The organism is Kitasatospora sp. NPDC004240, from assembly GCF_053603215.1.
Genome location: NZ_JBSGFD010000217.1, coordinates 1 through 13,078, shown reverse-complemented (window position 1 = coordinate 13,078; position 13,078 = coordinate 1). Strand labels below are relative to the sequence as shown.

Sequence of the window (13,078 nt, the reverse complement as noted above, 5' to 3'; positions counted from 1 at the left end):
TCCGCGATGTCGTCCGGACCGTAGTGGTCCACGAAGCACCACGCGCCCACCATCCGCCGCCCCAGGTTCGGCAACAGCCGCCGCACCACCGTGCTGGCGCCGAGGGCGGTCTCGCGCGGGGCGAGCAGTTCCTTCACGGGGCCGGCCGGGGTGTGCTCGCGGCCGCCGCGCAGGACGGGGGTGGGGGCGGTCTCAGTCATGGTGCGCGGTCCTTCCGGGGGCGGGGACGATGGGCGTCCCGGCGGTCACGGCCCGGGTGACGGGGGTCCGTTCGGCGATGTCGAGCAGGCGGGCGCGCTGGGTGTCGTCCAGGTCGCCGACCAGGTCGATGCGGCGGGTGATGCGGACGGCCTCCTCGGGGCCCTTCTCGTAGCCGAGGTGGACCCGGACGGTCTCCAGCGGCCAGCCCTTGCGCTGGGCGTACATCCGCAGGGTGATCGCGGTGCAGGAGCCGAGTGCGGAGAGCAGCAGGCCGACGGGGGTGGTGGCGGTGTCGGCGCCGCCGGCGGACTCGGGTTCGTCGGCGGACAGCTTGTGGCGCCCGGAGCGGACGTCCACCCGGTAGTCGTCCCCGGTGCTGGTGGCCACGGCGGCGGCCGCCCGTACGAAGTCCGCGCCGGAGGGGCCGGAGGGGGTGGCGGGGTCCTGCGGGCCCTGCGCCGTCACGGCGGTCACAGGCCGAACCGGTCGCGCTGGGCGGCGGGCACCAGGTCGACGTGGTCCGGGTGCTTGCTCAGCCAGCCGCGGATGAACGGGCAGTACGGCAGCACGGCAAGCCCCTGCCGCCGGGCGTCGTCGAGGGCGGCGCGGGCCAGCGCACCGCCGAGGCCGCGGCCGCCGAAGCGCTCGTCGATCTCCGTGTGGATGAAGGCGAGCTCGTTCTCGTAGCGGTGGTACTCGGCGAAGCCGGCGAGCTCACCGTCGTCCGTGATCTCGTACCGGGACTGCTCGGGGTTGTCCGCCACGTGGGTGGTGGTCATGGTTCCCTCCAGGGGTCGGCGGTCGGGGCCGTCCGGTGGTCGGCGGTGCGGTTAATTTATCATTCAACTAAATCGATGTGCAACCACCGCTCCAATAGTGACGATGTGTCGGCCGGGCCGGCCATGGGGCCCGATGAGAAACGGCGCGGCACGGTCCGCAGGCCCTCCCGGGCCCGCCGAACCGTGCCGCGCCGTGTCGTACCGTGCCGCCGCGACCGGGAGGATCAGCTGGTGGCCGGAGCCGGTCCGACCAGCTCCTTCAGCACGTCCTCCATGGTGACCAGCCCCAGCGCGGTGCCGTCCGCGGTGACGGCGGCGGCCAGGTGGGTGCCGGAGCGGCGCATCGCGGTGAGCACGTCGTCGAGCGGGGTCTGCTCGGCGACCCGGGCGATGGGCCGCAGGGCGCGCAGCGGGAAGGGCCGGTCGCGCATGCCCTCCGCGTCCAGGGCGTCCTTGATGTGCAGGTAGCCGGTGACCTTCTTGTCCGCGCCGAGGACGGGGAAGCGCGAGTACCCGGTGCGGGCGGCGAGCTCCTCCAGCTGCTCGGGCGTGGTGCCCGGGTGGGCGAAGACCACGTCCGAGCTGGGGGTGACCACCTCGGAGACCGGCCGGGAGCCGAGCTCCAGGGCGTCCTGGAGGAGTTCGGTGTCGCGCTCGCTGAGCAGGTCGGCGTCGGAGGAGTCCTTGACCATCCGGGCCAGCTCCTCCTCGGTGAACACCGAGCCGACCTCGTCCTTGGGCTCGACGCGCAGCAGCCGCAGGATGCCGTTGGCGAAGGCGTTGATCGAGAACACCAGGGGCCGCAGCGCCCGGGTGGTGGCGACCAGCGGCGGGACGAGGAGGTAGGCGGCCTTCTCCGGCGCGGCCAGGGCGAGGTTCTTGGGGATCATCTCGCCGATCAGCATGTGCAGGTAGGTGGCCGCGGTGAGGGCGATCACGAAGGCGATCGGGTGGGTCAGCGCGTCCGGCACGCCGATGCCGTGGAAGACCGGCTCCAGCAGGTGGGCGATGGCCGGTTCGGCGACGGCGCCCAGCACCAGCGAGGAGACGGTGATGCCGAGCTGCGCGGTGGCGAGCATCGCCGAGACGTGTTCCAGACCCCAGATGACCGTACGGGCCCGGCGGTCGCCGGACTCGGCGCGGGGCTCGATCTGGCTGCGGCGCACCGAGATGAGGGCGAACTCGCCGCCGACGAAGAAGGCGTTGGTGAGCAGCGTGAGCAGGCCGATGACCAGCTGGACGACGGTCATCGGTCGTTCTTCTCCTCACGGGCGTCGTCGCCCTCGGCGTCCTCGCGGACCGGTTCGGCGCCGGTCACCCGGACGCGCTCGGCGACGTGGTGGGCGACGCTGTGGACCTCCAGCAGCCAGCCGCCGACCTCGACCTCGTCCCCGACCACGGGGATCCGGCCGAGCCGGCCGGCGATCAGGCCGGCCAGCGTCTCGTACGGGCCGTCCGGCACGGGCATGCCGAGGGCCTCCAGCTGGTCGGTGCGGGTGATGCCGTCGGCGTCCCAGTGGCCGCGGCCGTCGTGGCCGGTGCCGAGGTGGAGCAGGTCGGGGATCTCGTTGGGGTCGTGCTCGTCGCGGACCTCGCCGACGACCTCCTCGACGATGTCCTCCAGGGTGGCGATGCCGGCGGTGCCGCCGTACTCGTCGATGACGACGGCGAGGGTCTCCTCGCCGCGCAGCCGGTCGAGCAGGCGGTCGACGGTGAGGGTCTCGGGGACCAGCAGCGGGGGCACCATCAGGGTCGAGACCCGCCGCTGGGCGCGCTCGCCGGCGGGCACCGCGAGGGCGTGCTTGATGTGCACGATGCCGACGACGTGGTCGAGGCTGTTGCGGTAGACCGGGAACCGGGAGAGGCCGGTGGCCCGCGTCAGGTTGGCGACGTCGGCGGCGGTGGCGTGCTCCTCCAGGGCCTGGACGTCGATGCGCGGGGTCATCACGTTCTCGGCGGTGAGCTCGCGCAGGCGCAGGGTGCGGACGAACAGGTCGGCCGTGTCGGGCTCGATGGCGCCCTCGCGGGCGGAGTGCCGGGCCAGCGCGATGAGTTCCTGCGGGGTGCGCGCCGAGGCGAGCTCCTCGGCCGGTTCCAGGCCGAAGCGGCGCACCGCGCGGTTGGCCGTGTTGTTGAGGTGGCCGATCAGCGGCGAGAAGGCCGCCGAGAACGCGTACTGCGGGGCGGCGACGACCTTGGCGACGGCCAGCGGGCGGGAGATCGCCCAGTTCTTGGGGACCAGTTCGCCGGCGACCATCAGGACGACCGTGGAGATCAGCACCCCGAGGAGGAGGGACAGCGTCCCGGCCGCGCCGGACGGCAGGCCGACGGCCTCCAGCGGGCCGCGCAGCAGCGCGGAGACGGCGGGCTCGGCGAGCATGCCGATCACCAGGCTGGTGACGGTGATGCCCAGCTGCGCGCCGGAGAGCTGGAAGGTCAGGCGCTTGACGGCGCGGAGCGCGCCGGCCGCGCCGCGCTCACCGGCCGCGGCCGCCCGCTCGACCTCGGAGCGTTCGACGGTGGTGAGGGAGAACTCGGCGGCGACGAACACCGCGCAGGCGGCGGTGAGGGCCAGCGCCACGAGCAGGAGCAGCACTTCGGTCACCGTGCCACCCCCGTCCCGCGCCGGGCGCCGCACCGGGCGCACATCGGGATGGGGAGGGCACGGTGATAACTGGGAGGCTCGTCCATCGCGGGGTCCGCGGCTCCTTAGCAGGCTGTGAGTCGGTGAGTGATCGTTCCGGTGGCCGAATCATGCCCCTTCCGGGGCGGCCATGTTCTACAAGAGTGTAAACGAATGGCAAAAAACGATTCCGGGGCCCCACCGCACCCGCCCGGCCCGCGAAAGGGCAGGTCCGGGGAGGTGGCGGGGCCCGGGGATCGGTGGACCAGGGGGCGGGTCGGACCGCGGCGCGGGAGGCCGGACTCCGCACCGGCGCGCACCGGAACCCACGGCGGACTCCGCGGCGGCGGCCCTCGCCCGGGAGCGCTTGGCGTAGCCGTCCTACAGCCGCCCGACAGCCACCCCGTTCCGCCGGCCCGGGTGGCCCCTCGCCCGGCCCGGAGCACGCAGGCGACCGCCCCGGACCGGCCCCACCTGCGCCTTTCCCTGGCCACGCGCGCGTTGCGGGCGCGCCGAGCCGCAGGGCTATGATCACGTTCCGGCGGAGAATCCGCCAGCGGCGTGCTCGGCGGGGGCTCGGGGAACGCGGCGCAATGGGGGGCAGGGCAGCGATGACGGACTCCGTTCGATTCACTCTGCTGGGTTCGCCGAGGGCCCGGTGGGCGGAGACCGAGCTGCCGGTGGGCTCCCCGCTCCAGCAGGCGATGCTGGCGGTGCTGCTGCTGCGCGCCGGACGGCCGATCGGCGCCGGTGAGCTGATCGAGGCGATGTGGGGCGAATGCGCCCCGCCCAGCGCCTCCTCGATGCTGCGCACCTACGCCTGGCGCTGGCGCAAGGCGCTGGAACCGGTCGGCGAGGACCTGCTCCACTCGGTCGGCGACGGCTACCGGATGGTCGTCCCGGCCGGAGCGGTGGACGCCGCGCGGGCCGAACGGCTGGCCGCGGACATCCTCGCCCTGGACCCCGCGACCACCGACGGCGAAGGGCTGTCGCAGGCCCGGCGGCTGCTCGACGAGGCGCTGGAGCTGTGGTGCGGCGAACCGCTGACCGGCGTACCGGGGCCGTTCGCGGAACAGTGGCGCGGCCGGCTCGCCGAGCTGCGGATCGATCTGCTGGAGCAGCACTGCGAGGTCGAGCTCCGGCTCGGCCGGGCCGCCCTGGCCGTACCGGTGCTGGACGAGCTGACCACCGGGCACCCGCTGCGGGAGCGCCCGCACGCGCTGCTGATGCGCGCCTACTACCTCGGCGGCCGTCAGGTGGACGCGCTGGCCTGCTACGACCGGGTCCGCCGGGTGCTCGCCGAGGAACTGGGCGTCGACCCGGGGCCGGAACTGCGCGAGCTGCACCGGCGGATCCTGGCCGGCGACCCGGGGCTGCTCGCCGTCGCCGGCCCCGCGGAACCGCCCGCGCCCTCCCCCACACCCACACCCACACCCTCAGCCACCGCCACGGCCACGGCCACGGCCACGGCGGACGAACCGGAGGCGCAGCCCGAGGCACACCCGGTACCCGCCCAACTCCCCGCCGACACCGCCGATTTCACCGGACGTACGGCGGAGCTGGCGGCCCTGCGCGCCGCCCTCGGCGAGGACGCCGGCACCCCGGAGGAGGACCGCGTCCTGCCGATCGCGGCCATCGCCGGCATGGGCGGGGTCGGCAAGACCGCCGTCGCCCTGCGGGTCGCCCACCAGCTGCGGGCCGACTACCCCGACGGCCAGCTGTACGCGGACCTGCGCGGCGACCAGCCCGAACCGGCCGACCCCCGGGTGCTGCTGGCCAGCTTCCTGGCCGCGCTCGGCGTCGGCGCCGCGGCCGTGCCCGAGTCCGGCGAGGACCGCGCGCGGCTGTTCCGCTCACTGCTCGACGGCCGCCGGGTGCTGGTCCTGCTCGACAACGCCCGGGACGCCGCCCAGGTCCGCCCGCTGCTGCCCGGCTCGGCCCGGTGCGCCGTCCTGGTCACCGGCCGGTCCCGTCTCTTCGGCCTGCCGACGGCCGCCCAGATCGACCTGGACGTCTTCAGCGCCGAGGAGGCCAGCGGGCTGCTCGCCCGGGTGGCCGGCCCGCCGCGGGTCACCGCCGACCCGGCCGCCGCCGGGGAGCTGATGCACCTGTGCGGCCACCTCCCGCTCGCGGTGCGGATCGTCGCCGCCCGGCTGGCGTCCCGGCCGGCCTGGACGGTGGGACAGCTGGCCGCCCGGCTGGAGGCCGAGCAGCACCGGATCGCCGAGCTCCGGGTCGGCGACCTCGCCGTGTCCGCCACCTTCGACTGGGGCTACCGGCAGTTGACGCGGGACCAGGCCCGGGCCTTCCGGCTGGTCGCCGCCGTCAGCCGTCCCGACATCGGCCTGGCGGCGGCCGCCGCCGTCCTGGGCGCCGATGAACGCCGGGCCGAACTCCTGCTGGAGTCGCTGGTGGACGCCGGGATGGTCATCGCACCGCGCCCCGGCCGCTACCGCTACCACGAGCTGCTGCGGGTCTTCGCCGGACAGCTCCCCGACGGGCCGCCGCCCGGGCACGGCACGCCCGCCGGGTACGGAACGCCGCCCGCCGGGCACGGATCGCCCGGCGACCCCACCGAGCCCGGGCACCCGGCGGACGGAGCGCCCGGGAACCAGGCCCCCGGGGACGGCGGGGAGCGGCGCGCGGCGCTCCGCCGCCAGCTGGACTTCCTGTTCGCCGGCGCCACGGCCGCGTTCCGGGTGGTGGTGGCCGACGACCCGGTGGCCGGCGTGCTGCGCGCCGCCGCGGGGCCCTCCCCCGACTTCGCCGACGCCGCGGCGGCCGCGGAGTGGGTGGCCACCGAGTTCGACGCGACGATCACCGCGATCCTCGCCACCGTCGCCGAACGGCCGACGGACGAGGAGATCCGCGTCGCCGCCGACCTGCTGATCGCGCTCAGCCCCTTCACCGCAGACCCGCGCTGCGCCGGACTGGCCGTGGCGGCCGCGGCAGTGGCCACGGCGGCCGAACGGGCCGGCGACCGGGGCGCGCTCGGCCGGGCCGAGTTCATCCGGGGCAACCTGGCGGTCCAGGCCGGCCGGCCCGCCGAGGCCGAGGCCCACAGCCGGCGGGCCGCCGAGGCCTGCCGGGCGCTCAACGACGTGGTGGTCCTCCAGCAGGTGCTCAACGACCTCGGGCTGGTCGCCCAGTTCCGGCGCGACTACGAGGAGGCCGTGGCGCTCTACGACGAGGCCGGCGCCCTGGCCCGCGCGCTCGGCCACCGTACGGGCGAGACCACGACCACGCTCAACGCCGCCCTGGCCCGGACCAGGGCCGGCCGGGCCGGAGAGGCGGAGACCGTCTGCCGCGACCTGCTGCCCGGACTGCGCGCCGCCGGGGACCCGGGCGGCCTGACCTACGCGCTGTACATCCTCGGCCTGGCCGGACACGCGCAGGGCCGCTACCGGGCGGCCGCCGAGGTCCTGGAGGAGTGCCTGCGGCTCTGCGACGCCTCCGGGCTGCGGCTGCGCCGGGCCCAGGCCCGCTACCGGCTGGCCGACACCCGGCGCCTGCTGGGCCGGTCCGGCGAGGCGGTCGAGCTGGCCCGCCGGGCGGTGGACGACTGCGCGGAGCTCGGCGCCGAACGGGACGAGGCGCAGGCCCTGGTGGTGCTGGCCCGCGCGCTGGCCACCGTCGGCCGCGCCGAGGAGGCGGGCACCCGGCTGCACCGGGCGCAGGCGCTGTTCGCCCGCCTCGGCCTGCCGGAGAGCGAGGACACCCGGCTCCTCATGGTCCACCCCGCCGAACCGGCCGAGGCCTCCTGACCCCTGTCGGACGTACCCGCGCCGGGGCATACCGACGCCGGGACAACCCGTGCCCGGACAACCCGTGCCAGGACGTACCCGCGCCCGGCCGACGGGGGTACGGCCGGGCACGGAGCTCGGTGCGGGCACGAGGGCACGGAGCCCGGTGCGAGCGGAGCGATTCGCGGCGGGCCCGGGAGGGCGGACGGTCGGCTGCCCGTGACGACGCCCGCCCACCCTGGTCCCGCCGGACGGTCACCGCCCGACGATGCTCACAGGCAGATCGGCAGCGGCTTCTCCGAGCCGGTGTTGTTCCAGTGGTCGATGCCCTGCGGGTCGTGGGCGGTGCCGGGCGTGGCCGGGACCTCCCGGCAGGTCCGGGCGTGCCCGCCGTGCGCCGCCGCCGTCGTCTCCGGCGCGGCGACCGCCGCCGTCGGTACGGCCACCCCGGCCGTCAGGGCGGCGCCGAGCGCGAGCAGGGCGCCGGAGGTGAACCGGGCGGCGGAACGATGGTGGGAACGGCGCATGGTGAGGGTCTCCAGGTCCGGGTGCTCTGACGCGCGACAGCCTGCCATCCGTCGATCTTCGCTCGATCTACGCGGCTCTCCACCGCTCTCCACCGCTCTGCGCCGCTCTCCACCGCGCCGCGCCACCCGCCGCCGGCCCCGCCCGGGGCACGGTGACGCGGCGCGGATCGCCCGGTGATCGGCGCGCGGCACGCTCGGTCCGCACAGCGCAGCAGCGGCGGCAGCGAGGAGATGACGGCCGATGGACGGACAACAGCGGACCCCACTGGGCGGCCTGGTGGACGACCCCGAGACCTTCTGGCGGGACGTCTGGCGGCGCCGGCCGCTGCTGATGACACCGACGGCCCCGCCGACCGACGTGTTCCGGCTGGCCGACCTCGACGACCTGATCGACTGCGGCCAGCTGCGCCACCCGTACGGCCGTCTCTGGCAGTTCGGCGTGGACCTGCCGGCCGCCGGGTACACGGTCAGCCGCCGGGTGGTCGACCAGTGGGAGCCCGGCTACCTGGACCCGCTGGCCGTCCGCCGCGGCCTGGCGGCCGGCCGCACCCTGCTGCTCGCCCAGGTCAACGAGTGGCACCCGCCGGTGGCCCGGCTGGCCGCCCGGCTGCGCGCCGAACTCGGCCGGGCGGTCGAGGCGTTCGTCTTCCTCACCCCGCCCGGGCGGCAGGCCCTGCCCACCCACCGGGACGACGCCGACGTACTGGTCCTGCAGCTGTACGGCAGCAAGAGCTGGCGGGTGCACGGCGGGCCCGCCGACGGCCACTGGGAGCCGGACGCCTGCCCGCGGCCGGGCCCGGTGCTGCTGGAGACCACGATCGAGCCGGGCCAGGTGCTCTACCTGCCGCGCGGCTTCGCCCACCGCGCGGTCGGCGAGCACGGGCTCTCCCTGCACCTGTCGCTGACCCTGCGCGAGATCGGCAGCCGCCAGCTGCACCAGGAGGCCGGCCGGCTGCTCGCCGAGGCCTGGTCCGGCCCGGTCCGGCCGCTGGACGAGGCCGGCCTGGAGGAGGCGGCCGCCGAACTCCTCGCCCGGTACGCGGCCCGCCTCGCCGCACTCGACCCCGCCGAACTGGTCGCCCGCGCCCGGCGGAGCACCGTACGCGCCCAGGAGGGCGAGCCCCGACCGTCGTTCACCGCGCTCGCCCTGCCCGGCGAGCCCGATCCGAAGCAGAAGTGAGCCCGACATGAACCATCCCCGGCTGAAGGCCCATCTGACTCCCCGTGTCCTCGGCGACCGCGTCTTCCTGGTCGCGGAGGACCGCCACTTCGTCGTCCAGGGCGAGCCCGCCGTCCGCGTCCTGCCCTTCCTCGACGGCCGGCACAGCCTGGCCGACATCGTCACCGGGCTCGACGGCGCGCTCACCTTCGCCGGGGTGCTCGGCGCGGTCGCCAAGTACCAGCGGCTCGGCCACCTGGCGGAGGGCCGCCCCGACCTGCCGGAGGCCGAACTCGCCGCGTGGGACGCCCGGGGACTGGACCCGGCCGGGGCGCGGGCCGCGCTGGCCGGCACCTCCGTGGCCGTGGTCGCCCTGGGCCTCACCGACCCGGCACCCTACCTGGAGGCGCTGGCCGACGCCGGGCTGAGCGCCGCCTCCCGCCCCGCGGACCTGGCCGCCGGCACCGACGACGACCTGGTCCTCGTGCTGTGCGAGGACTACCTCGACCCCGCGCTCGGCCCGCTGGACGAGCGGCTGCGGGTTGCCGGCCGGCGCTGGCTGCTGGTCAAGCCGACCGGGGCCGAGCTCTGGCTCGGACCGCTCTTCGTCCCCGGGCCCGCGGCGAACGGGAAGGACGGGAAGGACGGGAAGGACGGGAAGGCCACGGACGACGCGAAGGAGGACGCCACCGGCTGCTGGCGCTGTCTGGCCGCCCGGCTGGCCGGCAACCGTCCGGTCGAGCAGTACCTGCGCGCCTGGTCCGACCCGGACGCGGAGCCCGCCCCGGCCCCGCCGGGCGCCCGGCCCGCCGTGCCCGCCACCCTGGGTACGGGCGCCAACCTGGTGGCCACCGCGCTCACCGAGCTGGCCACCACCGGCGACCACCCGGTGCTGCGCGGGGCCGTCGTCTCCCTCTCCGTCGCCACCCTGGACAGCGAGCGCCACGAACTGGTCCGCCGACCCCAGTGCCCCGGCTGCGGCGACCCCGGCCTGCTGAGCGCTCGACCCGCCAGGATCGAACTCGCCCCCGCGGAGGTCAGGTTCAGCACCGACGGCGGTCACCGCACGGTCCGGCCCGAGGACACCCACCGCCGGCTGAGCAAGCACGTCAGCCGGATCACCGGCGCGATCAGCCACCTGCAACTGCTCAACGCCTCCGACAACGGCATCACCTACAGCTACTTCTCCGGCCACAACTTCGCCGTCGCGCACAACCTGGACGCGCTTCGCCGCAATGTCCGCGGCATCAGCGGCGGCAAGGGCCGCACCGAGATCCAGGCCAAGGTCAGCGCGATGTGCGAGGCCGTCGAGCGGTACTCCGGCGTCTGGCGCGGGGACCGGCCCACCGTGGAGGCGAGCTTCGCCGAGCTGGGGCCGGAGCGGGCGGTGCCGATGGCCGACCTGCTGCTCTTCTCCGAGCGGCAGTACCGCGAGGCGGAGCAGTGGAACCACACCGACTCCGGCCGCCTCCAGATGGTCCCGCAGCCCTGCGACCCCGACCAGCGGATCTCCTGGACGGCCGCCTGGTCGCTGACCGAGGAGCGCGAGCGGCTGATCCCGGCCGTCTACACCTGGTTCGGCCACCCGGACCTGTACGAGTTCGACCTCTGCTACACCGACGGCAACGGCCACGCGGCCGGCAACACCCTGGAGGAGGCGATCCTCCAGGGCTTCTGCGAACTGGTCGAGCGCGACGCCGTCAGCCTCTGGTGGTACAACCGGATCCCCCGTCCCGGCTTCGACCTGGACAGCCTGGGCGACCCGTACATCACCACACTGCGCGAGTACTACGCCTCGATCGACCGGGACCTCCAGGTCCTCGACATCACCACCGACCTCGGCGTCCCCGCCTTCGTCGCGGTCTCGCGCCGGCTCGACCGGCCGGTGGAGGACGTGGTGCTCGGCTTCGGCGCCCACCTCGACCCGAGGATCGCGGTGGTCCGGGCCCTCACCGAGGCCAACCAGTTCCTGCCCTCGGTCAGCATGCGCAACCCGGACGGCTCCACCTTCTACTGGGAGGAGGACCCGCAGACCCTGGAGTGGCTGCAGAACGTCAGGGTCGAGGAGGAGCCCTGGCTGCGGCCGAATCCCGCGCTGTCCGTCCGCACCCTCGCCGACCACCCCCTGACGCACAGCGGCGACGCCGCCACCGACGTGCGCCACTGCGTCGAGCTGGCCCGTCGGCACGGTCACGAGGTCCTGGTGGTCGACCAGTCGCCGCCGGACATCGAGCTGCACGTGGCCAAGGTCGTGGTGCCGGGCCTGCGGCACTTCTGGCGCCGACTCGGCCCGGGACGGCTCTACGACGTGCCGGTCCGGCTGGGCTGGCTGGACCGCCCGCTCGCCGAGGACGAACTCAACCCGCGAAGCGTCTTCTTCTGATCCCGCTCTCCCGACCCCGTCGGCCGCGTGACCCCCTCCGTGGCCCCCGCTCTCCTGGAAAGGCCCCGCCCGTGCTCCCGCCCGCACTCCCCTCCGACGCCCCGCGCGCCACACTGCGGCTGCGCCCCGACAGCGCGCTCCACCTCGACGGCGACCGCGCCGCCACCATCGCCGGCCCGAACGGCGTGCTCAGCCTGCCCAAGCCGCGCCCGGCCGTCCGCGACGCGCTCGAACGGCTCGCCGCCGGCGAGACCGACTTCGCGGAGCTGCTCGCCGAGCACGCGGGCGACCCGGCCGCCACCTTCGCGCTGGTCGGGCTGCGCCGGCGGCTCGGCCAGGACGGCCTGCTGCGGCTGAGCCTGTGGGCGGGCGAGCGACTGCTGCTGACGGTCCGCCAGTGCCGGGCCTGGCGCCCGGTGCCGGCGCCCGCCGCCGGCGCCGAGCTGGTGCTCTCCCGGTTCGCGGTGCTGCGCCGGGACGGGGCCGAGCCGGTGCTCGAATCCCCCTGCGCCGCGGGCGAGTTCCGCCTGCACGAGCCCGGCCTCCTGGAGTCCGCGGGCCTGTTCGCGGCCCCCGGCGCACCCGTCGACCCCGACGACGCCGTGGCGACGGCCGTCCGCGCGCTGCTGGTCGAGTACGGCTTCCTGGTGGCCGCCGGCAGCGAGGAGGCGGAGCTCGCCACCGACCAGTGGAGCCCGCACGAGCTGTGGTTCCACCACCGCGCCCGGATGGGCCGCCCGGACCTGCCCTACGGCGGCTCCTACTGGGCGAAGGACCGCCACCGCCCGCTGCTCCTGGAGCACCCGCCGTTCGGCGGCGAGCGGATCGCGCTGCCGGTGCCGGCGGCGTCCGGCCCCCTCTTCGAGATGAGCCACGGCGAGGTGCTGGAGCGCCGCGCCTCGCACCGCGCGCACGACGCCGAGCGGCCGCTGACCCTCGACCGGCTCGGCGAGTTCCTCTACCGCTCGGCCCGGGTCCGGGAGCGGATGTCGGACGGCACCCAGGAGCTCTCGCACCGCCCCTACCCGGGTGGCGGCGCGCTGTACGAGCTGGAGATCTACCCGGTGGTGAGCCATGTCGACGGCCTGGCGGCCGGGATGTACCACTACGACCCGGTCGGCCACGGCCTGGAGCTGCTCCCGGCGCAGCCGGCCGCTGTCCGCCAACTGCTCCGCACGGGCCGCCACACGGCGGTGATGGACCGCGAACCCCAGGTGCTGCTGGTGATCGCCGCCCGGTTCGGCCGGCTCATGTGGAAGTACCAGAACATGGGCTACTCGGTGCTGCTGAAGGACGTCGGCGCCCTCTACGCGACCTTCTACGGGGTGGCCACCGCGCTCGGCCTGGCGCCCTGCGCGCTCGGCGGCGGCGACGCCTCGACCTTCGCCGCCGCGACCGGCCTCGACCCGCTCGAGGAGTCCAGCGTCGGCGAGTTCGTGCTCGGCAGCCTGCCGCGGGCGGAGGGCTGAGCCCCGTGGAGTACCGGGTCAGCGCCCTGCGCAGCCGGCACGCCGTGGCCGCCTCGGACGAGCCGCTGCGACTCGCCCCGCGCCGTACGGCGGTCGCCCTCGCCGCCGCCGTCCTGGCCGGGGCGACCGTCCCCGCGCTGCTGGTCGCGGCGGACCCCGGGCCGGCGCCGGGCGCGCCCGGTCGTACGGCGGCG

Annotated in this window: 10 protein-coding genes and 1 pseudogene; 5 read left to right on the top strand and 6 right to left on the bottom strand. The window is 75.6% G+C overall.

Features of this window, described 5'->3' with window-relative positions; all coding sequences use genetic code 11:
* The 5 genes and pseudogenes from ACWEQL_RS35855 to ACWEQL_RS35835 form a co-directional block, all read right to left on the bottom strand.
* Positions 1-200 (bottom strand): annotated as a pseudogene (locus ACWEQL_RS35855) (pirin family protein); the annotation flags it as partial.
* Positions 193-675: an OsmC family protein gene (locus ACWEQL_RS35850; RefSeq protein WP_452154633.1), complete on the bottom strand. Its 483-nt coding sequence runs from the start codon at positions 673-675 to the stop codon at positions 193-195. The gene ACWEQL_RS35850 and the pseudogene ACWEQL_RS35855, both read right to left, overlap by 8 nt.
* Positions 672-980 (bottom strand): GNAT family N-acetyltransferase, encoded by a 309-nt coding sequence (locus tag ACWEQL_RS35845; protein WP_452154631.1) that lies wholly within the window; start codon positions 978-980, stop codon positions 672-674. The genes ACWEQL_RS35850 and ACWEQL_RS35845 overlap by 4 nt, the downstream gene beginning before the upstream one ends.
* Before the next feature lie 224 nt (positions 981-1,204).
* Positions 1,205-2,230: a hemolysin family protein gene (locus ACWEQL_RS35840; protein ID WP_452154629.1), complete on the bottom strand. Its 1,026-nt coding sequence runs from the start codon at positions 2,228-2,230 to the stop codon at positions 1,205-1,207.
* The gene (locus ACWEQL_RS35835; protein ID WP_452154627.1) at positions 2,227-3,585 is read right to left on the bottom strand and encodes a hemolysin family protein; all 1,359 of its coding nucleotides are present in this window, start codon (positions 3,583-3,585) and stop codon (positions 2,227-2,229) included. The genes ACWEQL_RS35840 and ACWEQL_RS35835 overlap by 4 nt, the downstream gene beginning before the upstream one ends.
* Before the next feature lie 629 nt (positions 3,586-4,214).
* Here ACWEQL_RS35835 and ACWEQL_RS35830 point away from each other — a divergent pair.
* Positions 4,215-7,367 carry an AfsR/SARP family transcriptional regulator gene (locus ACWEQL_RS35830; protein ID WP_452154625.1) on the top strand — a complete coding sequence of 1,051 codons (3,153 nt, stop codon included), beginning with the start codon at positions 4,215-4,217 and terminating at the stop codon, positions 7,365-7,367.
* A gap of 251 nt (positions 7,368-7,618) precedes the next feature.
* On the opposite strand, the gene ACWEQL_RS35825 is transcribed toward ACWEQL_RS35830, so the two are convergent.
* Complete coding sequence (locus tag ACWEQL_RS35825) at positions 7,619-7,921, bottom strand: hypothetical protein (protein WP_452154623.1); 303 nt, start codon at positions 7,919-7,921, stop codon at positions 7,619-7,621.
* A 193-nt stretch (positions 7,922-8,114) separates the two neighbouring features.
* On the opposite strand from ACWEQL_RS35825, the gene ACWEQL_RS35820 reads away from it, so the two are divergent.
* From ACWEQL_RS35820 to ACWEQL_RS35805, 4 genes are all read left to right on the top strand, one after another.
* Positions 8,115-9,053, top strand: a complete 939-nt coding sequence (locus tag ACWEQL_RS35820; RefSeq protein WP_452154621.1) for a JmjC domain-containing protein — start codon at positions 8,115-8,117, stop codon at positions 9,051-9,053.
* A gap of 7 nt (positions 9,054-9,060) precedes the next feature.
* A complete protein-coding gene (locus ACWEQL_RS35815; RefSeq protein WP_452154619.1) occupies positions 9,061-11,415 on the top strand; it encodes a TOMM precursor leader peptide-binding protein in 2,355 nt (784 codons plus the stop codon).
* A 71-nt stretch (positions 11,416-11,486) separates the two neighbouring features.
* On the top strand, positions 11,487-12,884 hold the full coding sequence (locus ACWEQL_RS35810) for a SagB/ThcOx family dehydrogenase (RefSeq protein WP_452154617.1): 1,398 nt from the start codon (positions 11,487-11,489) through the stop codon (positions 12,882-12,884).
* 5 nt (positions 12,885-12,889) lie between these two features.
* A partial coding sequence (locus tag ACWEQL_RS35805) for a hypothetical protein (RefSeq protein WP_452154615.1) occupies positions 12,890-13,078 on the top strand: 189 nt, incomplete at its 3' end.